We start from the raw sequence: 23084 nt of genomic DNA, 5'->3' as shown, positions 1-23084 counted from the left end.
GTTTTCTTGTTGAAGATCAGCTCGCCAGGCCGAGGTCGACGCTCTCGGTCTGGAACAGTGTGGCGGACATGCCGCCGTCCACCATCAGGATGTGGCCCGAGACGAAGGCCGCGCCCGGCGACGCCAGGAACACGGCCGGCGCTGCCAGCTCGTCGGGCGAGGCCCAGCGGCCGAGCGGCGTGCGGTCTACGACCTGCTTGTGGAACTTGCCGTCCGCGAGCGTCGCCTTGTTGATCTCGGTCTCGACATAGCCGGGGCCGATGGCGTTCACGGTGATGCCGAACGCGCCGAGTTCCGCAGCGAGCGCCCGCGTCAGGCCGACCACGCCATGCTTTGCCGCCACGTAAGAGACGACGCCGGGACGCGAGGAGATTCCCATTAGGGAGGCCGTGTTGATGATGCGGCCGCCGCCCTGCGCCTTCATCACCCGCGCCGCCTCGCGTGCGAGCCCGTAGAGCGCAGTCAGGTTGATGGCGATCACCCTGTTCCAGTCGTCCATGTCATGGGTCTCGACCGGCTTGCGGATCAGGATGCCGGCATTGTTCATGAGGATGTCGAGCCGCCCGTGCCGCGCCACAATGGCGTCAATCGCCCGCGCCCCGGCCTTGTGATCGGTCACGTCGAACGGCATCGCCTCGGCCTCCAGGCCCGTGGCACGCAGGTCCTGCGCGGCGGCTTCGGCGGCCTCAGTGCGGATGTCGTTGACGATCACGCGGGCGCCGGCCCGGGCGAAGCCGCGGGCGATGGAGAAGCCGATGCCGCGGCCGGCACCGGTGACCAGCGCCGTCTGCCCCGCTAACGAGAAGGCGTGGGGCGGGCTGGGGATGATGCCGGTCATCGTGCCGCCTCCTCGACCGACTGCATGGCGGCGACGATCTCGACGGGCGTCAGCGCCCGCTCGAAATGCTTCATGTGCGGAGCGGCGTTGGTGAGCTCCGCGATCGTCGCGAAGTCGCCGGCATCGCCGGCGAAGCCGAGTTCCGCGAGGCAGCATGGTAGCCCGGTCTGGCGGTAGAAGCCGCGCATGTCCGCCATGAAGGCGGCGTCCCGGCCCTCGAGCTGCAACTGCACCAGCAGGCCGTAGGCGACCTGCAGCCCGTGCAGCGCCTGCGCCGGCCCCTTCACTGCCGACAGCCCGCGCGTCATCGCGTGCGAGATCGAGAGGCCTCCACTCTCGAAGGCGAGGCCACTCATTAGCACCGCCGCCTCGACCACGCGCTCCAGCGCCGGGTCGGGCGTGCCGCGCGCCACGGCGGCGAGTGCGGCCACCGCGTCGGCGCGCAGGATCCCGTAGCAGGCCTCCGCCAGGGCGAGCGCCGTGCGTGGCGACCTGCCGCCGAACATGTTGCTGCCGTTCTGGCCGACGCATTGGCCGACCTCGAACTTCTTCACCAGCGCGTCCGCAATGCCGGCGGACAGGAGGATAGCGGGCGCTCGGGCGATGACCGCGGTGTCGACGAGCACAAGGTCGGGATTGCCCGAGAACTTCTCGACTCCGACCAGCTTGTGGGCTTCGTCGTAGATCACCGCGATATGGCTCGTCGGGCTGTCGTTGGAGGCGACGGTCGGGACCGTCACGATGCGGGCGCCGAGCTTGTGCGCGGCGGCTTTGCCCGTATCGATCGTCTTGCCGCCGCCGGCTGCGATCAGAACCTCGATCCCGCGCCCGGCCCAAGCGGCGGCGATGCGAGCGATCTCGGCATGCGTGACCTCGCCGCCGAACATCTCGTGCGCCAGCGTCACGCCGGCGGCTTCGCAGCTGCGCGCAGCCGCCTCGCCGACGATGCCGCCGACATGCGCATCGGCGAGCAGCAGCGCCGATTTGCCGATGCGCGCGATCTCGGCGCCGAGCCGGTCGATGGCGCCCGCTCCCTGGATGTAGCGGCGTGGCGAACCGAAAATGATCATGTCGGGAGGTCTCCGGGCTCGGAAGCTTCCGCGACGCCGGTGTCCGGAAGCAGGAAGCGGATGAACAGGTCGATCTGCGCCGCGAGCATGTTCTCGCCGAGATGGACCGGCGCGCCGCGCGCCTTGGCGGCGCGCAACAGCGGCGTCATGGCGGGCTGCATCACGATGTCGGCGACGAGCGTTCGCAGCTCGATCGACGACGGGTCGAGCGGGGTGTTCGGATCGCCCGATAGGCCGACGGAGGTTGCGTTGACCACGAGGTCGAAGCCGCGCGCATCCGCAATGCCGCTCGAAATCGCCGCGCCCGGAAAGAGTGCGCGCAGCTTGTGGACCAGGGCGCCTGCGCGCGCCGCACCGCGGTTGGCGATCAAGACCTCGCCGGCGCCTGCCTCTGCGAGTCCATGCGCGATCGCGGCCGCCGCGCCGCCGGCCCCGAGCACCAGGGCGCGCCGGCCCTCCGGCGCGAAGCCGTTCTTGCGCAGCCCGGCGACGAAGCCAAGACCGTCGAACATCGCGCCGACGAGCGTGCCGTCGCGGTCGCGACGGACGATGTTGGCGACCTGCATCATCGCGGCCGCGCCCTCCAGGCGGTCGCATAGCGGCGCGGCCGCCTCCTTGTGAGGGATGGTGACGATCATGCCGGCGACATTCGAAACGCCGCGCAAGGCCGAGACCGTCTCGGCGAGGCGATCAGAGGGGACCTCCCACGGAACAACGACCGCGTCGACGCCGAGCTCAGTGGCGCGCGCATTGAAGAGGCGAGGCGTCTGCAGATGGGCGGACGGCCAGGCCAGATGCGGAATGACGCGCGTGCGACCGTCGATCATGCGTCCTCCCATCGTTGCGCGGCTTCAGCCAGCCGACTTTGCTTGACAGGCATCATGCATGATGCATGATGCCTGTCAATTGGCGACCGGCCGGCACGCTGGAGCCCATCGGGATATCCGGCGGCAGCCGAGCCCCAACAGGGATGTTTTCTTGGTCATGCAGTCTCACCCCGCACCGGAAACGCTCCGGAATTCATTCGAGCTCGCGGCAGGCGAATTGGCTCGCCTGCGCGAGAAGGCGCGGTTCATCCGCCTGGAGACGATCCGGCTGATCGAGATCGCCAAGGTCGGCCACTATTCCTCGGTGTTCTCGGCGGCGGAAATCTTCGCGACGCTCTATTACGACGTGATGCGCCTTCGCCCGAACGAGCCGGGTTGGGCCGATCGGGACAGGTTCCTGATGGGCAAGGGCCACGCCGCCGTCGGGCTTTTCCCGATCCTCGCCGAGTTCGGTTATATCGACCGCGAGACCCTCGACGGCTACACGCGGCTCGGCAATCCGCTCGGTGACCATCCCGACATGCGCAAGGTGCCAGGCATCGACTTTTCGTCGGGCTCGATTGGACATGCGCTGTCGGCCGGGGCCGGCATGGCCTGGGCCGGGCGCTTCGAGCGGCGCGACTTCAAGGTCTTCGTGATGCTCGGCGACGGCGAGATGCAGGAAGGCCAAGTCTGGGAGGCGGCCCTGTTCGCGGGCCACAACAGGCTCTCGCGCCTTGTCGCGATCATCGACCGCAACGGCTATCAGCTCGACGGCAAGGTCGATGAGGTCATGGCGGTCGAGCCGCTTGCCGAGAAATGGCGCAGCTTCGGCTGGGAGGTCCACGAGGTCGACGGCCACGACCTGACGGCGCTCGCGCCGCTGCTACGTGCGGTGCGGGCCGACGAGCGTCGCGAGAAGCCCTGCTGCATCGTTGCCCGCACGCTCAAGGGCAAGGGTGTCTCCTATATGGAGACCGAGCCAGGCTGGCACCTCGGCTATCTCGATCCATCCGATGCCGAGCGTGCGGTCCAAGAAATTCTTGCGAAGGAAATCTAAGTCATGAGCGGCCCGCTCTCTCCCAATTCCTGGCAGTATCGTGCGCTGAACAGCACCAATCCGGGGCTGAATTTCCTGTCGGATGCGCTGATCGATCTTGTCCGCGACGGTCACAAGGTAATCGCCGGCTCGGCCGACCTGCAATATTCCAATGGCCTCAACAAGTTCGCCCAGGCGCATCCGGACCGTTACATCTCGTTCGGCATCTCCGAGCAGAACATGGTGACAGCGGCGGCCGGCATCGCGACGACCGGAATGATCCCCTTCGTGGCGACCTTCGCGTCTTTCCTGGGATTGCTCGCCTGCGAGCAGATCCGGATGGACTGCGCCTATTGCGCGCAACCGGTGCGGCTGATCGGCCATCACACCGGCATCTCGCTCGGCTTCTACGGCACCTCCCATCACGCCACAGAGGATATCGGCACGATGCGCTCGATCGCCGACCTCGCGATCGTCTCGCCTGCCGATGGCCCCCAGCTCTACGCGGCGCTCAAGGCGACGATCAGCCATCCGGAACCGATCTATTTCCGCATCGGCCGCGGCCGCGAGCCGGATGTCTATACGAAGGACATGCCCTTCATACTCGGCAAGGCAATCGAGCACGGCATCGGCGAGGAGCTCACGATCATCGCTTGCGGCCTGCCAGTCCACCCCGCGATCGAGGCCGCCAAGCGCCTGAACGCGGCGGGCCGCTCGGTCGGCGTCATCGATATGCATACGCTGAAGCCGCTCGACCGCGACGCCGTCCTGCGCGCCGCCGCACGCTCGAAAATCCTGATGACGGCCGAGGAGCACAATGTCCTCGGCGGCCTCGGCTCGGCCGTCGCCGAGGTGCTAGCCGACGAAGGCTGTGGCATCAAGTTGGTCCGGCATGGCATCGACGACGAGTACAGCCTCATCGCGCCGCCGACGCATCTCTACGCCCACTACAAACTCGACGCTGATGGAATCGAGCAAGCCGCCACCGCGGCGCTGGCACGCATCTGAAATCGGCCTTCGCATGACCCTCATGCCAGAGCCTGAGGGTCATGCTCTGGTTTCCGCGCAGAGGCGCATCCAGCTCTTGAACGCGATCCGAGGCCACATGGCGGAGCTCGGGCTGGCCGCGCCGATCGGGAGGGTGGGCCTGGGCGCTCTCATCAGGTTCATCTCCGAGGGCGACGAGCGGGTTCCGGCCGAGGCGCGGACATTTCTCGGGATGTTGGCTGCTCAACTCGTTCTCATCAACGATCAGATCCTGGAAACAGATCGCCGGATCAGAACCAACGCCCGCGCGACCGAGACCGGGCGCAGGCTGATGGATGTGCCGGGCGTCGGCCCGCTCCCGGCGAGCGCGCTCGTGGCCAGCATACCGGATCCCAAGGCGTTCCGCTCGGGCAGGAACCTCGCTGCGTGGATCGGCCTCGTGCCACGGCAGAACTCGAGCGGCGGCAAGGAGCGCCTGGGCGGCATCACCAAACAGGGTGACCGCTACCTGCGCCAGCTGCTGGTCGTCGGGGCTCTGGCCGTCGTGCGCTATGCGCAGCGGAACGGAACATGCCGGCCATGGCTGGTGCAACTGCTGGCCCGGCGAACGACAAAGGTCGCGACCGTGGCCTTGGCCAACAAGACCGCCCGAATGGTCTGGGCGATCATGACCACTGGTGAAGCCTATCGCGAGCCGGCCCTGCTGACCGCATGAGGATCGGACGAATCTCACCGACGAGCTTGGGAAGGGCGAAACGAACGTAACGCAGCCAGCCGGTCGAACCGAAGAACGGGAAAACCCACTCGCGCCACAGCGCCTTCAAGCGCGTGCTTTTGGTCGGGACCCGTCCTCGCGGAAGGCATTATGGCCAGCGACTTGATGTGGCGCACCAACAGGTCGAACATATGGCCGCACCGACCAGCGCTGCCGCAGTCCAACTAAACCCTTGCCAACGGAGAGCCGTCCACACATGGCCCATTTGGACCGTGCGACGGCTGCATGGCCAAGATCAGATCGTTTTAATAGTGCCAATGGACGGGCGCAGCACCTGTCACCGGGAGTCGAGCCTGGGCGATATGGTCACCCAGCAGGCATCCTAGATAGCCGGTTCGAAGGTCGGGGCCACCGAAGGCGATGCTCGACAGGTTGCGCAGCTTCGTAGCGGGATTGTTGTCCATATGAGGGCGGCCCAGTTCATTGGCCAGGAAAGCCTGCTCGACCCACGCGACGTGCTCGGCGTCTGTTTCGCTGAGCATGGTTTCGACAGTGCCGCGCTCCGGATCAATCCGCAGGAGCTGGTTCGAGATCACTCCGGCGATCCAGACCATGTCCTCGCTGTCGAACGCAAGTCCGTCGGGAAACTGGCCCTCGCTGAATTCATGAACGATCTGCTTTGACCCCAATCGCGCGCCAGGGCTGATCGGGAAGCGGCTGAGCCGCCTCCCATAGGTTTCGTTGACATAGAGCCAGCGCCCGTCAGGCGAGATCTGGCATTCATTGGTGAAGCCGAGGCCGTCGGCGACGATGCGGGCGCCGCGCTCGTCGAGGACCGCGACGAAGCCGGATGCCGAATCCAGGCGGTAGTCGAGCGAGCGCGGCTTCACTCGCGTCGAGACGGTGAGCCAAAGCCGGCCTTCGCGGTCGCGCACGACATAATTCGAGGGTGGCACAGGCCGACCGTCGATCTCGGTCAACACGGGCGCGACCTGGCCGTCGCGTGTCAGCCGCCAGACGCCGCCGAGTTCGCTGCCGAGATTGGCGATCAGGAAGGAGCCGTCCGGCTCCAGCGCGATGCCATTGGGCCGCAAGCCTTCGGGCAGGTCGGCCGTCGTGCCGGTATAGAGCGCCTGCGTGCCGTCAGGCTTCAGATGCGCGACGCCGCCGCGCCAATCGGCGGTGTAGAGATCGCCGCTTTGCGTTACCAGCACGCATTCCGGGCGGACCAGGCCGGTGCCCAGCAGCGAGACCTCGGAGAGCGGAATCGGGCTCATCCGCGCATGAACCAGACCAGTGCCATCGGGATCGCCTCGACATAGGTGACGGTGAACAGCACGATCAGCGCGATCGCGAACATCGGGATCAGCTCGCGCGAGATCGCCACCATGCCGACACGGGCGATCTTGGCCGCGACGAAGAGCGTGCCGCCGACGGGCGGCGTGTAGAGCCCGATCACCAGGTTGAACACCATGATCAGTCCGAGATGCACCGGATCGATGCCGAAGGCCTTGGCGGTGGGTATGAAGAGCGGTGCGGTCAGCATCAGCGAGGGCAGTGGCTCCAGGAAGATGCCGACCAGGATCAGCGCGATGTTGAGCAGCAGCAGGAAGACGTATTTGTTCTCGGAAATTTGCAGGATCGCGGCCGCGAGATTGGCCGGGATCTGCTCGACCGTGATCAGCCAGGACAGGGCACCGGTGGCGCCAACGACGAGCATGACCACCGCGCTGGTGCGGAAAGAGTGCAGCAGCATGTCGGGCACCTGGCGCGGCTTGACCTCGCGATAGACGAAGAGCGCCAGGATCAGGCCGTAGAATACGGCGATCGATGCGGCTTCCGTCGGCGTGAAGATGCCGCTGAGGATGCCGCCGAGGATCACGACCGGCATGCCGGTCGCCGGCAGGATGGCGACGAAACTGCGCCAGATCTCGCGCCGGCTCGGCATGGGGGCGCCGAGATCGCAGCCGAGCGAGCGCCCTTTCCAGACGCAGAGCAGGATCAGCGCGAAGGCGAGCGTGAAGGCCGGAAAGACGCCCGAGACCAGCAATTCGCGGATCGAGACATTGCCGACGAAGCCATAGACCAGCAGCGGGATCGAGAGCGGCATCAACACGCCGATGGTGCCGGCGACTGCGATCAGCGCACCGGCAAAGGCGCGCGGATAGCCGCGCTCGGCCATGCGCGGGATCATGATCGAGCCGATCGCGGCGGAATCCGCCACCGCCGAACCCGAGACCGAGCCGAACATGGTACAGGCCGAGACCGTGACGACGCCGAGCCCGCCCGGCATGAAGGCGAGCAGCGAGCGGGCGAAGTCGATCAGTCGCTTGCCGACGCCGCCATGGGTGATCAGCTCTCCCGTGAAGATGAAGAGCGGAATCGCCGCCAGATGCAACGGCTCGACGCTGGAGATGTAGGACAGGAAGATCGCCTCGAGCGGATAGCCCTGGCCGAAGATCCAGATTGTCGAGATCGTGGTTAAAAGCAGCGCCCAGACCAGCGGCATGCCGAGCAGTGCGAGCGCGAAGAAGATCGCGCAGATGACGGCGAGAACCATGTTCCTAGTCCATGAAGGCTTCTTGAGGGATCGGTTCGCCGCGTGCCAGCAGGCTGACCTCGTAGAGCACGTAGACCAGCGCCAGACCCGAGCCGACCGGCATGGCGAGGTATTGCACCCCCATCGGCCAATGCAGCACCGTCATCTCCTGCTCCATCGTGCCCTGCGCGAGGGTCACGCCGTAGCAGACGAGGAAGCCGAGCAGGGCAACGACGCCGAGGCGCGTGGCGATCTCGACGATGCGGGTCCAGACCGGCGGCATCGCCTCGACGAATTCGGTGATGCGCATATGGGCGCCGCGCCGCGCGGCCGAGGCCCCGCCGAGGAAGGTCGCCCAAAGCAGCACGAACTCGCCGAACTCGGTGTTCCAGGCGATGTCGCTGTTGAGCAGCACACGGGCCGCGACATTGGCGAACATCACCAGGAGCAGCATGATGGCGAGCACCGTCACGACGACATCGATCGTGTCGCCGAGCACGCGCAGGGGTGCGGGTTCGGGCCGGCCGGGACGGTAGAAATAGAACGAACCGTCCGCGGCCCCGGCGTCGGACGGAGCCATCAGCCCATGCTCTTGCGGATATCGGCGGCCTCGCCGATCATCTGGTCGACGGCGGCTGCGCCGAACTCCTTGCGGGCGCGCTCATTGGCGCCCTCGGCGGCCTTGCTCCATGCGGCGAGGTCAGGCTTGGCGATGATCGCGCCTTTGGCCGTCATCTCGACCAGCAGCTTGTCGTCATTGGCGCGGACCTCGCGGCGATTCCAGTCGCCGGCCTCCTTGGCGGCCTTCATCACGCCTTCCTGGTCGGCGGCGCTCATGCCCTTGAAGCTGCGCTCCGCCATCGCCAGCCAGAGCGGCGAATAGACGTGGTTCGACAGCGTGACGTGTTTGGCGACCTCGTAGAAGCGCTGCGAGAAGATCGTGTCGATCGGGTTTTCCTGCCCTGAGACCGTGTTCTGCTGGATGCCGAGATAGACTTCGGTCACCGGCATGACGACAGGCGAGAAGCCAATCGACTCCATGATCCAGCGGATCATCTCGACGGGCGCGATGCGGAGCTTCTTGCCCTTGGCGTCGGCGGGGCTGCCGAGCGGGAAATTGGTGGTGAAGCAGCGGAAGCCCGCCTCCCAGTTGCCGATCAGCCGCATGCCCTTGGCCGGCAGTGCCGCGGCCTGCTTCGCGATGAAGGGCGAGGTATCGTAGAGCTTCCAGCCCTGCTCGTAGTTCTCGGCGAGATAGGGCAGGGCGATCAGCGACAAATCCTTCACATGCGGGGTGAAGGTGACGACGCCGGTGACGGCGAAGTCGAGCCCGCCGATCTGGAGCTGGTCGAGCGACTTGGCGTCGTTGGCGAGCTGGCCGGAGTGATAGACCTGCACCTTGTAGCGGCCCTGGGTGTATTTCTCGACCGCTGCGGCGAACATTTCCGCCGCCTGCTGGCGCGCGCCGACCGAGGTATCGGTATGGCTGAAGCGCAGCACCTTGGCACTCTGCGCCCGCAGGATGTTGGGGAAACCGGTGATGGCGAGGCCGGCGGCGGCCGAGCCTTTCAAGAGATCGCGTCTGTTGGTCATCGTATCCTCCCGGGATGTGGTGGTTCTGGCCAGCGGGGCGGCTTTGGCGCCGCCTTCTCGTGGAACTCAAAGCGAAACGAAGCGGCCCTCCGCAGCAGAGCGGTAGATCGCCTCCTCGATGTCGAGATTGCGCAGGTAGTCGCGGCCTGAATTGACTAGCGGCGTGCCGGTCGACAGATGGTCGACGATGTGGCGCGACTGCCGGTAGACGCAGTCGCCGCCATAACCGCGATCGTCCCAGTCATAGGCGTGCTCGCGTTCCTCGCCGCCGCGCGGGCGGACGAAGAGCCGTCCAAAACCGTCGAGCCGGATCACGCCCTGCGTACCCTCGACCAGCAGCACGCCATTCGTCATCCGCGTGTCCTTCGCCGGATGGTCGACATGGCGATTGCCGTCGAACAGGCCCGCCGCGCCGCTGGCGAAGTCGAAGATCACCAAACCCGCATCCTCGCCGGAGATGACCTGGTTGATCCGCCGCAGCCGTGCAAACACGCCGGTGATCTCGCCCATCAGGAAACGAAAGACATCAATGAGGTGGATGCCGGTCTCGTGGATGAGGAAGCGCGGCATCTTCTGGAAGTAGGGCTGGCGCGCCAGATAGGCGTCCGGGCCCTGGCCGTCGCCCGGGCGCAGGCGGAAACTGATGTTCAGGGGCGTGCCGACCGCGCCGTCCGCCATCAGCCGGGCGGTCTCCGCGAACCAGGGCATGAAGCGGAAGTTCTCGTGCACCGCCAGCAGCGCACCGGCTGTCTCGGCCGTCGCGACCAGTTCCTGCGCTTCGGGCAAGGTCGGGGCCAGCGGCTTTTGGCAGATCATCGCAACGCCGCGGGATGCCGCGGCGCGCACGAGGTCGAGATGGGTCTGCGGCGGCGTGACGATGTCAATCAGGTCGGGCTTCGTCTCGTCGAGCATCGCTTCCGCTTCGGCGAAGGCACGTGCCTGCGGGAACAGGGCGGCGGCGGCGGCGCGCTTCCGCGGGTCGCAATCAGCGATGCCGACGACGCGCACATCCGTCATCCGGCTCCAGGCGTCCTGATGGAAGCGGCTGAAATATCCGCAGCCCGCGATGGCGACCGCGATGGTCATGACTGAGACGTCCCGGTCATTGCGGATCCGCCTCGCCGTTGCGAATGAGCTCGGCGACTGTCCGGCCGATCTCGACCGTGCCGTTGGAGCCGCCGATGTCATGGCTGCGCAGACCGAGCGTGCCGAAGGCGTGGTCGATGCTGCGCTCGATGGCTCGCCCGGCATCAACGGCCGCCTGGCTGCCGCGCGTCTCGCCGAGCCAGTCGAGCATCATCGCCGCTGAGAGGATCATCGCGGTGGGGTTGGCGATGCCCTTGCCGGCGATATCAGGCGCCGTGCCGTGGCTCGGCTGGAACATGCCGTTGGCGTCGCCGATATCGGCGGAGGGGGCAAAGCCCATGCCGCCGATCAGCCCGGCCCCGAGATCGGACAGGATGTCGCCGAACAGGTTCTCCATCGGCAGCACGTCGAAATCCCAGGGCCGGCGCACGAGGTCGAGCGCCATCGCGTCGACATAGTGGTGGCGGGCATCGATGTCGGGATGCCTGGCGGCGGCCTCGTGAAAGACCTTCCGCATGAAGGCGAAGGAGAGGAAGACATTGGCCTTGTCGACGAGCGTGACGCGGCCGGGCGTGCCACGGTTCTCGCGGCGCCGGCGGGCGAGGTTGCAGCAGAATTCGGTCAGCTTTTCCGTCGTCGCACGGGTGATGACCTGCGTGTCGCGGGCCTCGCGATCCTCGATGATCTCGCCCCTGCCGCGCGAGACGAACATACCCTCGGTCGATTCCCGGACGATGACGAGGTCGATCGTCTTCGCGCGCTCGTCGAACAAGGCGGGGCGGACGCCGGGAATGGCGCGGATTGGACGCACCCCGGCATAAAGCGAGAAGTTCACGCGCAGATCGAGCTGCGGCGCGATCTCGGTGCCGTCGGGGAAGCGGATATCGGGCCAACCCATGGCGCCGAACAGGATCGCATCGGCCTTGCCCGCCCGGACGATACCGTCCTTGGGCAGGGTTGCGCCGGTCTCGCGGTAGTGATGCGCCCCGCCGGGGATCGTCTCGGGCCGGAAGGAGAGGCCGAAGCGGTCCTCGACGGCCGACAGGACAGCGGAGGCCGCCTCCATGACTTCGATGCCGATGCCTTCGCCAGGCATCACCGCAAGATGAAATGAGTTCGATGTCATAGACGCTGGATTCCGTGGCGTGCGATGATGGTGGTCAGTTCGTGGCCGCCGCGTTTGCGGTGGGCGAAATAGAGGTCGCGTGCGCGCTCGCCGTCACCGGCGAGGATCGCATCGACGACGGCACGGTGCTCGGCGGTCGATTGCAGTGGCAGGGGGCGCAGCGACAGCGTGAACATCCGAGCGCGATGGGCCTGATCCCAGACCGTCAGGATCATCGCGGCCAGGCGCCTGTTGCCGCATAGCTTGGCCAGGCTCATATGAAAGCGCTCATCGGCCATGGCCCAGGCGACAAGATCGGGCTGCGGACCCGCCAACGCTTCCTCCATGTCGTCACAGGCCCTGACAAGGCCGGACAACTCGACACGGTCGGGCCGGCGCGCCACCAGCAGCTCGACCGCCGTCGGCTCGAGCGACATGAGAATCTCGTAAATTTCCCGCATGTCGCCCGGCGACAACGCCGAAATGCGCACCCCATGCCGCGGCACGATCTCCAGCAACCCCTCCTGCTGAAGGCGAACGAAGGATTCACGCACGGGCGTGCGGGAGGCCTCGAATTCTGAGGCTATCTGGCTCTCTAGGATCTGGGCGCCAGGAGGATAGCGGTTGTCGAGGATCGCCTGTTTTAGCTTCAGATAGACGGCTTCGGACGAGCGCGGAGCACGGGCGCTATCCTCGGTCTCCTCGTATCCAGCCAAAGAAATCATCTACGCGTCCATTAACGTATGCATTACTGAGGACATTGCATTGAGACTGCCGTGCTGACAAGTGGATTTCGCATGAGCGGTAGATTTTCCGCGGGGACGCGATGCGCGCATGCAGCCCTGAGTTGAGTTGCATTCGAAGCGCGGAGCCATGCGCGTGGGGCGAATGAAAAAATCCGGTCCAGAAGTTTAGAGCTGGAAGCGTCCTGAATCTGCGACAGGTGGGGTAGGCTCCTCGCAAGCCCGAACGTCCGCTTCCTGGCGGGCTTCCAACGTCAGGAAGTGATGCTGTGGACGGCTCACCGCTGCGTTCTCTCGCGCTGCGCGCCGCGGACCTCGCCGACCTGATCGGAAACGCCACCCGGCAGGCCTTTGTGCGCATCGTCGACCTGTGTCTGGACGAGCAGGTCGATGCGCTGCTGCTGGCAGGCGATCTCTATGATGGTGACCAGACCTCGATGAAGACGGCGCGGTTCCTGGCAGAACAGCTCCGGCGGCTGCATGAGGCCGGCATCCGGGTCTTCGTCATCCGCGGCAATCATGACGCGCTGTCGCGGATCAGCAAGGAGCTGACCTTGCCGGAGTCCGTGAAGCTGGCCGAGGCGATCGAGGCCGTCTTTCGGCGGTGGTGAGACGCGGCATCAATCCGTCCCTTTGCCAGCCCAGATGATTGGCCTCCGGAGATCAACCGAGCTTATCGCGAGGAAGGTACCGTGTGCCGCATTGGATATCGGGAACGTACGGGCGAGTTCGCGATCTGGTCCTGTACCGGAGCACCGCGGTCGAAGGATCACGCACCATGACCCGCTCCCTGCTCCAGGAACAAGGAACCGGCACCCGCCGTGATCACGATGCGGTACTCGCGACGATGCTGGATCGTCTCCTGGTGATGCACCTTCGCCAGGGGGAAATGGCAGAAGTGCGGCCATCAACTCCAGGGCGCGAGTTGAGAAGTCCTTCCTGAGCCTGAAAGTCCCCGCTGCGTCGACCGAGTTCTTCCTATGCGCCAGCGTCACTGCTTCGACGAGCGTCGTGTTGGTGGCAAACGCTCGCACGACGTCCGTTTCAAGAGGATTTTGGCGAGCAAGATGCATAGGGGCGACGGATCATACCGACGACATCTTCATCGTGATCATACCCGATACGATGAGCATCGCCGCAACCGCCCTCATCGGCGTCAGGTCCTCGCCGAGAACCGCAACGCCGACAATGAAGGCGCCGACCGCTCCAATGCCTGTCCAAACGGTGTAGGCCGTCCCCAGCGGGAGCGAGCGCATCGCCAAGGACAAAAGCGCGAAGCTGCCGATCATGGCGACGATGGTCACGGTCGTCGGGCCGGGACGGGTGAATCCGTCGGACTGCTTCATCGCCAACGCCCAGACGACTTCCAGAATTCCGGCGATGATGAGGAATAGCCAGGCCATTTCAACTCTCTGACGGGTTGACGCCCGAGCTCCGTTGCCGCGGAGCCCAAGACGTCGGTGCCTCGTGCAATCCCGCGAAATGCGGGCGCTTCGCCGCTGTGGAACGCATCGATCCGCTGCCGCGCACCACGTGGTTGGATCGACGCACGTTCACCCGCGATTGGAAGTTTGACCTAGGGCCTGATCCAGGTCGGCGATCAGGTCGAGCGCGTGCTCGAGACCAATAGACATCCGCAGCAAGCCTTCTGGGGCCTTAGTCTGTGGACCCTCGACTGAAGCACGATGCTCGATGAGGGAATGCGTGCCACCGAGGCTGGTTGCCCGGGCGATCAAACGGAGCGCGCCCGCCACGGCCATGACCTCCTTGCGTGCCCCGGCGACTTCGAACGATAGCATTCCTCCGAAGGATTTCATCTGGTTCGAGGCGACGCCGAACCCCGGATGGGTCGGCAATCCGGGATAATGGACGACGGACACGGCGGGATGCTGGGACAGGAAGCGGGCGACCTCCATCGCATTGCTACAATGGACCTGCATTCGCGGCGCGAGGGATTGGATGCCCCGCAGCGCCAGCCAGCAGTCGAGGGGTGAAGGCACGGAACCCTTGTGCTTTTGAATTGCCCGGAGTGCGAGGTTCTGCGGGCCGGACTCGCGCGAGACGACGGCGCCGATCATGACGTCGCTGTGTCCGCCGATGTACTTGGTGAGCGAATGGACGACCAGGTCGGCGCCGAACTCGAACGGTCTCGTGAGCAACGGCGTCGCCCACGTGTTGTCGACGGCGGAGACCGCGCCGACCTCCCGCGCGAGCTTCGCTATGGCCGCTATGTCGACGATCTTCACGAGCGGGTTCGAAGGCGTCTCGATCCAAACCAATCCCGTCGGCTTCGCGCACGCCGCCCGGACGGCCTCGAGATCCGTCATGTCGACGACCTCCCACTCGAACCGATGGCCGACATCCGTCTCATTCAAAAGCGAGCGAACACCGAAGTATATGTCGTCCGGGAGGACCAAGCGCTTCGGCAGGTGGTCGGGAAGGCTCTCGATCACGGCCGTGATGGCGGCCATCCCCGAGGCGAACGTGATCGCCTCGGCGCCGCCCTCGAGGGCAGCGAGGCAAGTTTCCAGGTTGCGACGATTGGGATTGTCGTCCCGGCTGTATTCGTATCCGCTGGGAAACGTCCCGTCGGCGGATCGTTCGAAAGTGGTCGAGAGGTAGATCGGCGCAGCGATCGCGCCTGTGACGGGATCGCTCTTCTGACCGGCGTGAACGGCGAGAGTCTCAGGATGCATGGTACGTCCTCGTTTTGTGAAAATTTCTATCGAAGCTCGGCGTAGGGCTGCAGGCGAAGGCGATTTCGACCGGCGCGACAGCCCCCGTCGACGCTTGGCCTTCATCGAGCCTGATGTTGGCCCGTGGGCGAGTCTTGATCGAGCAATAGCTGCTTAGCCCGCATCTCCGGGTTCAATCGGCGTAGTCCGTCGATCAACTTGGCGCCCGCTTCGAGCAGTGACTGGATGGGCATCGGGTCCAGCCGCTCGAGCACGAACCACATCGCCGTGCTGGTTTCGGTGATCCTGGTCCGAGTGCCTTGGCGCCAGTTCCAGCGGCGGCAGGTGACCCCCTGCGCATCCCGCCAGATCACCTCGCCGCGGTCGGCGGCCTCTATCCTAGCCACGCCCTCGGCGACGGTGTCGAACGGCTCCCCGCCGGACGCCTGAACGAGCGTCGGCGCGCCATCGTAAAGGGTCGCATCCTCGCCGCCGATCGGAACCGCATATCGGACGCTCAGAGCATTGTAGAGATCCACGACGGCATTCACGGCGGGCAGCGCTCGATCCCGTTCGGCCCGTTTGCGCAACGCCTCCGCCGAGCACGGGGTGCGTTGCGGTTTAGCTCCGAACGATCGATAGGCGTCGCGCCACGAATTCAGATGGGCTTCCGCCCACGGGGCTCCATCGAGCTCGCTGCAGGCGGCGTGGAGGAGGCCCATGCTGTACACGTCGCTCGGTCCGTTCCGTACGAACTCCGCGTGGATGCTGAGGGCCGCATAATCCGGGCGGAGTGCGAAGATCTCGGGTCTGATCAAAGGTTCGACGGCCATTTCGGTCTAATAGTCCTCTGTTGACGCCGAAGGGCGCCAACGGCAGAATGCACTAATGACCGAAATAGTCAATATAATGACCGATGGCTCGACTGATCCCGATCCGACGCGTGCGGTGCATGCCGCGATCGCCACCCGTATCGCCGTGCTGAGAAAGTCGCGTCGGCTCTCCTTCGATCAACTCGCCGCCCGGTGCGGCGTCAGCAAGGGCATGCTGGTTCAGATCGAGCAGGGGAAAGCCAACCCCAGCATCGGAACGCTGTGCAGACTTGCCTCCGGGCTCGGCGTCTCGGTGGCGGAACTCGTCGAGGTGGCGGAGGCGGGGCAGCGTCCCATTAGGATCATCGCTCCGGGTGAGGCACCGATATTGTGGCAGGGCCCCCTCGGCGGTACCGCTCGCCTGCTGATCGGGTCGGACGGTCCGGAGATGTTGGAACAATGGATGTGGGAGTTGCATCCCGGAGAGCGTTTCGAAGCGCAGATCCATCCCGCGGGCACACAGGAGTTGGTATCCGTTCTTGAGGGTAGTCTCGTTCTGGAACTGAGCGGATCAAGTCACGTGATCGAGCAGGGGGGCTCGGCGCATGCCCGGACAGATTGTGAGCATGCATATGCCTGTGCCGGCGAACGTTCGACCCGTTTCGTCATGGCGGTGTTGGAGCCGTCAAATGAATAAGGCTCGCAGGCCGCACTGCATTGGCTGCGAGGCGCTAGCGAGAGGAGCGAATTGCTCCATCTGAACGCCTATTTCTGGCCATTCTCGGACAGGAACTGCGCCGTAGTCAGGTAGTAGTTGCGGGCATTGGCGTTCACCTGGCGCTCGCCCAGTTCGGTAAGCGCACGGGCCTTGATCTTTTTGGCTACCGTGTTTGCGTGGTCTAGGACGAGCAGGTGATCAGCCAGTTCGGCAGCCCATTGAAACTCTTTGGCTTCGAGCGCCTCATTGGCACGGGAAAGCATCCGTTCCAATCCACCGACCATGTCGAGCATCTTGCGTGCGCGTTCCGCAGGCGGCAGAGGAGCAAGATTGGTCGCGTTTCCGTCAAACCATCCGACATAGTCGGCATAGATGCCCCGAACGGCCCAGGCGACGCTGCCGTAATACTCCTGGAGATACGGACTCTTCGCGAGTCCTGGCGAAAGCTTGACCTCATGGACAAGTTCTTCGGGCGTCTTCCCCTGCTTGATGCCCGCAAGGGTCTGGTCGAGGACGGTCTTGATGCCGTCGCGGTAGTCGGTGAGAGCCCGGCGAACCTCGTCCTCCCCGAGGATCGGATGCATGTGACCCTGCACCATGTAGTTGGCGTTTAAGGCAAGCATCTTGTCCAGGCTGGCGATCCAGCGTTCTGGAGGCCGCAGCTTGAGGCCGCGGATCGGCGAGAGGTTCGGGTACGACTTCAGGAAGTCGTCGCCAGGGATCAGGACGCCCTTGTCGGCGATCCAGATGGCCGTGTTCTCCGGGGACTCCCCCGGCGTGTGGATGAGCTGCATGCGGACGCCCGCCACCTCGATCGTCTCGCTCTCACCACTGAAGGTGCCGGTCGGCTTGAGGAAGCCTTCCCGCGTATGCGGCGTGACACGGCCATATTCGAGCTGGGTGCCGGCGTTGATGAAGAGCTCATCCGGAAGCTTCGTTCCAAAGGCGTCACCGCCGTCCCGCAGCCCTCGTCCAAATTCGGCGCCGGACTCGATCAGCGTTTGATGGCTGTAGATCTCCGGGTTGTCGGCTCCGGCGAAAACCTTGGCGCCGCCGGAATGGTCTGGGTGGTTATGCGTGTAGATGATCGCCCGGACGGGACGCACGAGGCGGTCTCCGAACGCCTTGACGATTGCCTTTGCGTCAACAGGGTTCGCGGAGGTGTCGACGATGATCGAGCCTTTGTCGCCCTGAACCAGCGTCACGTTGCTGGCGGAGTAGCCGATGGCAGCGAACACGCCGCTCGTGATCTCGATGACGTCTTTGTGGAACTCCGCGGAGCTCGCCCGCAATTGCTCGCGCCCGGCGAACTCGTCCGCCAAAACTGGCGATGCTAGTCCAAGATTTGCCGCCACTGTCATCGCCAATCCCACCTTACGGATCCACAATCCTGACATGCTGCCTCCTTGAGAGGCGACGGCCGACCTGTTTTCGAGCCGCCGCGACTTGACGTTGTGAAGGAGGTAATAGGTCCGCAGGCGGAAGAGTATTCGCAGATTTGACAAACAGCCTCTCGTGGGCGGTAGACTGGCTGCATGGATTACAATGCGGTCCACATGTTCGTCGCGGTCGCCCAGACAGGCAGCCTATCCGCCGCGGCCGTTCGGCTGGCCCTGCCCTTGGCGACGCTCAGTCGCAAAATCGCCGAGCTTGAGGCTGACCTCAAGGTGCAGCTCCTGGAGCGGACGGCTCGCGGGTGCAAGATGACCCAGGCTGGCTCGCGGCTCTACGATCACGCCAGCAGCGGGATCGAGGCCCTGCAGGAAGCGGAGCGCGCTTTGCTCAGCGAGCAGATCAAGTTGATCGGTCGGCTTCGCCTTTCCCTGCCGCAGTCCTTCGAACCCTGGTGGGATCTTCTCGCCGAGTTTCAACGCGCCCATCCTGGCATTCAGGTGAGCGTCTACTCCACCGAACGCCGCGTGGACCTGTTGGCCGATGGCGTTGATGTCGCGCTGCGGGTGGGACCGATCGCCGACGAGACGGTCGTCGCCAGGCACATGCTGTCGTTCCGGCACATTCTCGTCGCAAGTCCGGAGCTGGTGAGCCGGCTCGGCGGGCCCCAAGAACCCAGCGACCTCGAACGCTATCCTTGTGCTGCCTGGGGATCGACGCTGGATGCCCGTCCCACTTGGACGCTCGGCGGGCAGATTTTGCAGGTCGGGGCCGCTTTCACCGTCAACGACTACGTGCACCTCAGGACGAGGGCGCTAGCGGGGAACGTCGTGACCGAACTACCTTCCTTTCTTGCCGTCGAACGTCTTCGGACCGGAAAGCTTGTCGAGCTACTCAAGGATCATCCCTTCCCGGCATCTCCCCTCCATCTGGTCTATCGCAAGCAACGGCATCCCTCGACGATCGTCCGCGCGTACCTGGACTTCTGCAAGGCCCATATCCCCATGATCGAGCAACGATGCCATGCGAGTCATCCTTGACGAGACACCCGTGACGGCGAGCCTGGTGGACACATTCGCGCGCCGTCAGCGTCATGGTCTTGCCCAGGCTTTGCCGGACGAGCGGGCCCGATTGTCTTTCCAGCGGACGGTGACGCGGTGCTCGTCCATGGCGACGAGGCGGCTGTGGGCGATCGCGACGCGGTGGGTGTAGCGGGCAAGATCGGCTAGGACGGCGTTGTCGCGTTGACTTCGGCATGGCGGCAAGCGGTGTAGATGGACGGCATGAGCCTGCCCTGTATCAGCTACAAGCGTCATCGGTTTGCCTAGGGCCTGGCTGTTGGCGCCGAAATCCCGTGCCAGATCTTCTCCCTTGCGGGCGGCCATCCCTGATGCGAGCCGTGAGAGCGCCAGAGAATGGGTTCAGGCAATCATGCTGAGTGCGCTGAGACGCTGGATTGAACGTCGACGACAGGTTCGCCGTCGATGGCGGGCGGACGCAATCAGGCTGGCATCGGCCGCAAATCCTTCGCCACCAGCCAGCTCTCCGCCATGCCGCGTCGAACCGTCGTCTCGAACGCCTCGCGCAGCAAGTCGCTGTCGCGGAAGCGACCGTGCCGGTTCTTAGAGAAAGAGGAGTGGTCGGGCGCACCGCCCTCCAGACCGAGCCGGCAAGCGGCGCGTCGTTTGACACCGATAGGAGGAACCGAAGCCTGCCCCGCCAAGCTTATCGCAAGCCCTCATGTCAATGGTGGCGTGAAGAGCGTGCCTTTCCACACAGCGCGCTAGTAATATCCGCGGCGCGCCATCTCCTCGCCCTGACGCTCGCTCTCAGCCGCGGTCAGCCCTTCGCAATGGTCGACCAGCATGTCGCCATAGCTTGGCAACTCGGCTCGGTCGATCTGCGCGGCGGCATCCCAGAGTCGGCTGCGGTTGATCGACTTGGCGCAGTGCAGAAAGGCTTCGCGCACCTCAACGATGAGGGCGAGGCGGGGGACCCGCTCCTGCACCGCGCAAAGCGCGAGCAGGCCGGGTTCGTCCGTGAGCCGCGCCTGCCCGTTGATCCTCAGCGTCTCCGCCATGCCCGGCACCAGAAAGAGCAGACCGACCATGCCGTTCTCGAAGATGTTCGCATAGCTGTCGAACCGGTTGTTGCCGATCCGGTCTGGGATCAGCAGGTGCCCGTCATCGAGAATCACGGCAAAGCCGGGCGGGTCGCCTCTGGGCGACACGTCGGCTCCGCTCCGGCCATGCGTGCCGATCAAGCAGAAGGTCGCGCGCGCCAGAATGGCGCGGCAATGCTTGTCGAGCCGCGTTAACACCTTGTCGGTGGCGCGCGACATCGGAGCGGGATGCAGCGCGCGAACTTCGTCGATGGACGTCATGTAGCGGACCATCTTCGGGTCGAACTCGATCGTCATGACGCCTCTCTCGATAAGTCCGGCCCGCGTCAGCGGCGCATCCTGTACATCATCAGGTCGTACTGGAAGTCGGCCACCTGCTGGTACATGTTGCTCTTGCGCATGAATTCGCGCTGGTGGTTGAACATCGTCGCGAACTCCGCGTTCGAGCCAACGATGCCCTTGTAGAAAGTTTCCGCCTCCTCGTAGATCTTCGTCAGCACCTCGCTAGGGAATACCGAGACTTTGACGCCGGCCCCGATCAGACGCAACAGGGCCTCAGGATTCTTCGCATCGTAATGGGCCAACATGTCGATGTTCACTGCCTGCGACGCGATTTCGATCGCCTTCTTGTAGAGTGGCGGCAGTTCGGCGAACTTCGCCTGATTGAAGACAGTGTGGAAGATCGTACCGCCTTCCTGCCAGCCCGGCGAATAATAGTGCTGCGTTATCTTGTGCAGGCCGAGCTTCTCGTCGTCATAGGGGCCGACATATTCGACTGCGTCGATCGTGCCGCGTTCCAGCGCCGGATAGATGTCGCCGGGCGCGATCTGCTGAGGCACGACGCCCAGACGTGCCGCGATGCTGCCGGCAAGTCCAGCGATGCGCATCTTGAGCCCGCGCAAGTCGTCGACCGACTTGATCTCTTTTTTGAACCACCCGCCCCATTGCATGCCGGTGTTGCCGCAGGGAAAGGCAACGACATTCCTTTTGAGCAGGAACTCGTTTGTCATCTGCAATCCACCGCCGTGATAATACCATGCGTTCTGCGCGCGGGGGTTCATCATGAAGGGCGCCGAGGAGGTCAGGGAGTAGGCCATGTCTTTGCCGATATAGAAGAGCAGGCCGGTATAGGCCGCCTCGACGGTGTTGGTTTGCGCGGCGTCCAGCGCCTGAAGCGCGGGCACGATCTCGCCGGCCGCGAATTGCTGGATGACGAAGCGGCCTTCGGTCAGATCCGAGACGTGCTTGCAGAACTGCTCCCCGGCGCCATAGGGGATATCAAGGCTCTTTGGGAAGCTGGACGTCATGCGCCAGCGGATCTGTGGAAGTGATTGCGCAAGCGCTGGAGCGGCGACGGCCGTCGCTCCAGTGAGGGCCGCTGTGGATGTGAGGAACAGGCGCCTTTTCATTGGATTCTCCCTGAGGGCAGCTAATCCACCCCTGTGGAATAGCGTCCACTAAATAGGAAGCAAGGAGCTTGCCAAGCGGTCGCTTGGGAATTCCAGCGCCTGGAGGGGGACGACGGCGCCATTCGGCGCGCAGAGCGCACGGCACCATCCTCGTGGCGGGCGGCGAATGGCTTCGCCCCGACGAGAGCGTGGCGCGGCAGGCAGGCAACTTGGACAGTCGGGCACGCGGGCACCTTCGTGTCGGTAAAGCGCCGGCTCGACCGCGTTCGTCTCGGCGAGATATGGTGGTCTGACGACGGCGCTCATGCTGGCTCCGCCAGTCTCAGGATTGGCGACGAGTTGCCGAGGGACTGAGGTGCCGAGCGCGCGCTGCTAGCGCGAATGCCGCGGAGGCCGGGTCGACCGGCATTTCGCCGACGCGGAACGCGAACCCGCCACGGCAGACGCCCCGCCCGTACGGACCTGCGGTTGCGGCTCCGCCACAGGCCTTGACGATGCCAATCAGCGCAGCCGCGCGCTGTCGATTACGAGGAAAAACTCGCAGGTGCCGTCGCCGACATTGGTGAAGGCATGACCTGAATCAGCCTCGAAATAGAGCGAGTCGCCCGTCTCGAGCGTCACCGCGCGCTCGCCAATGCGAGCGGTTAGGCGCCCCTTGAGGACGTAAAAATACTCCTCGACGCCGTGGCGATGGCCAACGAACTCCCCCGTCGTGCCGCCTGGCGGAAGGGTGCACAGTACCCAGTCGATACCGCGCCCAGGCAGCACCGGCGACAGGCAGCGGCGGGTGAAGCCCGAGACCTCGTCGCGCAACATGGGTTGGCGAGCCGTTGGGATCAGCAGGATCTCTCGCTCGACCGGCGGTGCCATCAGCCGGGAAAACGTCACGCCCAAGGCCTCGGCGAGCTTCGACAGGATCACCGTTGAGGGGATCGATTCCCTGCGCTCGATCTTCGAGATCATCGACTTGCTGACGCCCGAGACCGCCGCAAGCTGTTCGAGCGAAAGATCGCGGCTCTTGCGATATCGTTTTAGCTCCTTGGCCAGAACGGCTAGTTGCTGCGCCTCGGGCGTGTCGCTGACGACGGGGGCTTCGGTCTCGCCGGTCGCACCATCGGTATCCATCGTGAATCGTCCTGACTGTCCGCTCGCGTCGCTGTTATCGGAATGCCCGACGCGAAACAAAATGTCACCGGCCCCGCATACAGGAGCAGATCGGTGAACGGCTTTCGGACGCTGCATTAATCGAGGTCGGTCCGATCGATGTCGGGCACGGTGCGGCGTTATCACGTTAACTGACGGCGCGCGCAATGAGGCGAATTCGGCCGCTTGACGGGCTCACGCGGCGACGCCGGCCCCAGCTTTCCAGTGTGCATGGCGTCTGGTCGCCTCGCGGGTCCATCCCCGTCTCTTTGCCGCCTGCGTGGAGGGGCGC

Annotated in this window: 23 protein-coding genes and 3 pseudogenes; 7 read left to right on the top strand and 19 right to left on the bottom strand. The window is 64.8% G+C overall.

Annotated features, from left to right (window positions below; all coding sequences use genetic code 11):
- Positions 1-16 precede the first annotated feature (16 nt).
- The 3 genes from AC1DYU_RS22590 to AC1DYU_RS22580 are packed head-to-tail and all read right to left on the bottom strand — an operon-like array spanning position 17 to position 2735.
- A complete protein-coding gene (locus tag AC1DYU_RS22590; RefSeq protein WP_476793595.1) occupies positions 17-838 on the bottom strand; it encodes an SDR family NAD(P)-dependent oxidoreductase in 822 nt (273 codons plus the stop codon).
- Complete coding sequence (locus AC1DYU_RS22585) at positions 835-1908, bottom strand: glycerol dehydrogenase (protein WP_476793594.1); 1074 nt, start codon at positions 1906-1908, stop codon at positions 835-837. The genes AC1DYU_RS22590 and AC1DYU_RS22585 overlap by 4 nt, the downstream gene beginning before the upstream one ends.
- Positions 1905-2735 (bottom strand): shikimate dehydrogenase family protein, encoded by an 831-nt coding sequence (locus AC1DYU_RS22580; protein ID WP_476793593.1) that lies wholly within the window; start codon positions 2733-2735, stop codon positions 1905-1907. Before AC1DYU_RS22580 ends, AC1DYU_RS22585 begins: the two co-directional genes overlap by 4 nt.
- Before the next feature lie 157 nt (positions 2736-2892).
- Between AC1DYU_RS22580 and AC1DYU_RS22575 the strand changes: the two genes are divergently transcribed.
- The 3 genes from AC1DYU_RS22575 to AC1DYU_RS22565 are packed head-to-tail and all read left to right on the top strand — an operon-like array spanning position 2893 to position 5455.
- Positions 2893-3774: a transketolase gene (locus AC1DYU_RS22575; protein ID WP_476793592.1), complete on the top strand. Its 882-nt coding sequence runs from the start codon at positions 2893-2895 to the stop codon at positions 3772-3774.
- A gap of 3 nt (positions 3775-3777) precedes the next feature.
- Positions 3778-4761 (top strand): transketolase family protein, encoded by a 984-nt coding sequence (locus AC1DYU_RS22570; RefSeq protein WP_476793591.1) that lies wholly within the window; start codon positions 3778-3780, stop codon positions 4759-4761.
- Positions 4646-5455, top strand: coding sequence for an IS110 family RNA-guided transposase (locus AC1DYU_RS22565; protein ID WP_476793590.1), 810 nt, complete (start codon positions 4646-4648; stop codon positions 5453-5455). The genes AC1DYU_RS22570 and AC1DYU_RS22565 overlap by 116 nt, the downstream gene beginning before the upstream one ends.
- Before the next feature lie 305 nt (positions 5456-5760).
- On the opposite strand, the gene AC1DYU_RS22560 is transcribed toward AC1DYU_RS22565, so the two are convergent.
- The 7 genes from AC1DYU_RS22560 to AC1DYU_RS22530 all read right to left on the bottom strand — a co-directional run bounded on the left by AC1DYU_RS22560 (position 5761) and on the right by AC1DYU_RS22530 (position 12494).
- On the bottom strand, positions 5761-6732 hold the full coding sequence (locus tag AC1DYU_RS22560; protein WP_476793589.1) for an SMP-30/gluconolactonase/LRE family protein: 972 nt from the start codon (positions 6730-6732) through the stop codon (positions 5761-5763).
- Positions 6729-8015, bottom strand: coding sequence for a TRAP transporter large permease (locus AC1DYU_RS22555; RefSeq protein ID WP_476793588.1), 1287 nt, complete (start codon positions 8013-8015; stop codon positions 6729-6731). The genes AC1DYU_RS22560 and AC1DYU_RS22555 overlap by 4 nt, the downstream gene beginning before the upstream one ends.
- Before the next feature lie 4 nt (positions 8016-8019).
- On the bottom strand, positions 8020-8574 hold the full coding sequence (locus AC1DYU_RS22550; protein WP_476793587.1) for a TRAP transporter small permease: 555 nt from the start codon (positions 8572-8574) through the stop codon (positions 8020-8022).
- Complete coding sequence (locus AC1DYU_RS22545) at positions 8574-9587, bottom strand: TRAP transporter substrate-binding protein (RefSeq protein WP_476793586.1); 1014 nt, start codon at positions 9585-9587, stop codon at positions 8574-8576. The genes AC1DYU_RS22550 and AC1DYU_RS22545 overlap by 1 nt, the downstream gene beginning before the upstream one ends.
- Positions 9588-9653: 66 nt before the next feature.
- Entirely contained in the window at positions 9654-10673 is a 1020-nt protein-coding gene (locus AC1DYU_RS22540; protein ID WP_476793585.1) for a Gfo/Idh/MocA family protein, read from the bottom strand.
- 16 nt (positions 10674-10689) lie between these two features.
- Positions 10690-11799: an isocitrate/isopropylmalate dehydrogenase family protein gene (locus AC1DYU_RS22535; protein WP_476793584.1), complete on the bottom strand. Its 1110-nt coding sequence runs from the start codon at positions 11797-11799 to the stop codon at positions 10690-10692.
- On the bottom strand, positions 11796-12494 hold the full coding sequence (locus AC1DYU_RS22530) for a GntR family transcriptional regulator (RefSeq protein ID WP_476793583.1): 699 nt from the start codon (positions 12492-12494) through the stop codon (positions 11796-11798). The genes AC1DYU_RS22535 and AC1DYU_RS22530 overlap by 4 nt, the downstream gene beginning before the upstream one ends.
- A gap of 296 nt (positions 12495-12790) precedes the next feature.
- Between AC1DYU_RS22530 and AC1DYU_RS22525 the strand changes: the two are divergent.
- A pseudogene (locus AC1DYU_RS22525) lies at positions 12791-13108 on the top strand (DNA repair exonuclease); the annotation flags it as partial.
- Between the two features lie 191 nt (positions 13109-13299).
- Complete coding sequence (locus tag AC1DYU_RS22520; protein ID WP_476793582.1) at positions 13300-13464, top strand: hypothetical protein; 165 nt, start codon at positions 13300-13302, stop codon at positions 13462-13464.
- Positions 13465-13606: 142 nt separating this feature from the next.
- Here AC1DYU_RS22520 and AC1DYU_RS22515 read toward each other — a convergent pair whose 3' ends face one another.
- The 3 genes from AC1DYU_RS22515 to AC1DYU_RS22505 all read right to left on the bottom strand — a co-directional run bounded on the left by AC1DYU_RS22515 (position 13607) and on the right by AC1DYU_RS22505 (position 16029).
- Entirely contained in the window at positions 13607-13924 is a 318-nt protein-coding gene (locus AC1DYU_RS22515) for a DMT family transporter (RefSeq protein ID WP_476793581.1), read from the bottom strand.
- Between the two features lie 150 nt (positions 13925-14074).
- Positions 14075-15217 (bottom strand): trans-sulfuration enzyme family protein, encoded by a 1143-nt coding sequence (locus AC1DYU_RS22510; protein ID WP_476793580.1) that lies wholly within the window; start codon positions 15215-15217, stop codon positions 14075-14077.
- A gap of 101 nt (positions 15218-15318) precedes the next feature.
- Positions 15319-16029 carry a B3/B4 domain-containing protein gene (locus AC1DYU_RS22505; RefSeq protein WP_476793579.1) on the bottom strand — a complete coding sequence of 237 codons (711 nt, stop codon included), beginning with the start codon at positions 16027-16029 and terminating at the stop codon, positions 15319-15321.
- A gap of 76 nt (positions 16030-16105) precedes the next feature.
- On the opposite strand from AC1DYU_RS22505, the gene AC1DYU_RS22500 reads away from it, so the two are divergent.
- Positions 16106-16705: a helix-turn-helix domain-containing protein gene (locus AC1DYU_RS22500; protein WP_476793578.1), complete on the top strand. Its 600-nt coding sequence runs from the start codon at positions 16106-16108 to the stop codon at positions 16703-16705.
- Positions 16706-16773: 68 nt separating this feature from the next.
- On the opposite strand, the gene AC1DYU_RS22495 is transcribed toward AC1DYU_RS22500, so the two are convergent.
- On the bottom strand, positions 16774-18123 hold the full coding sequence (locus AC1DYU_RS22495) for an alkyl sulfatase dimerization domain-containing protein (RefSeq protein WP_476793577.1): 1350 nt from the start codon (positions 18121-18123) through the stop codon (positions 16774-16776).
- 159 nt (positions 18124-18282) lie between these two features.
- On the opposite strand from AC1DYU_RS22495, the gene AC1DYU_RS22490 reads away from it, so the two are divergent.
- A complete protein-coding gene (locus AC1DYU_RS22490) occupies positions 18283-19158 on the top strand; it encodes a LysR family transcriptional regulator (protein WP_476793576.1) in 876 nt (291 codons plus the stop codon).
- An 87-nt stretch (positions 19159-19245) separates the two neighbouring features.
- Here AC1DYU_RS22490 and AC1DYU_RS22485 read toward each other — a convergent pair.
- The 5 genes and pseudogenes from AC1DYU_RS22485 to AC1DYU_RS22465 form a co-directional block, all read right to left on the bottom strand.
- A pseudogene (locus AC1DYU_RS22485) lies at positions 19246-19353 on the bottom strand (transposase); the annotation flags it as partial.
- A 240-nt stretch (positions 19354-19593) separates the two neighbouring features.
- Positions 19594-19790 (bottom strand): annotated as a pseudogene (locus AC1DYU_RS22480) (transposase); the annotation flags it as partial.
- A gap of 111 nt (positions 19791-19901) precedes the next feature.
- The gene (locus AC1DYU_RS22475) at positions 19902-20537 is read right to left on the bottom strand and encodes an MSMEG_1061 family FMN-dependent PPOX-type flavoprotein (protein ID WP_476793575.1); all 636 of its coding nucleotides are present in this window, start codon (positions 20535-20537) and stop codon (positions 19902-19904) included.
- A 29-nt stretch (positions 20538-20566) separates the two neighbouring features.
- On the bottom strand, positions 20567-21649 hold the full coding sequence (locus tag AC1DYU_RS22470; protein ID WP_476793574.1) for a TRAP transporter substrate-binding protein: 1083 nt from the start codon (positions 21647-21649) through the stop codon (positions 20567-20569).
- Between the two features lie 501 nt (positions 21650-22150).
- Positions 22151-22891 carry a helix-turn-helix domain-containing protein gene (locus AC1DYU_RS22465; RefSeq protein ID WP_476793573.1) on the bottom strand — a complete coding sequence of 247 codons (741 nt, stop codon included), beginning with the start codon at positions 22889-22891 and terminating at the stop codon, positions 22151-22153.
- Positions 22892-23084 lie beyond the last annotated feature (193 nt).

Source organism: Allobosea sp. P2_B12 (assembly GCF_056404835.1).
The sequence above is the reverse complement of the archived record's forward strand: the minus strand, read 5'-3'. Positions and strand labels throughout refer to the sequence as shown.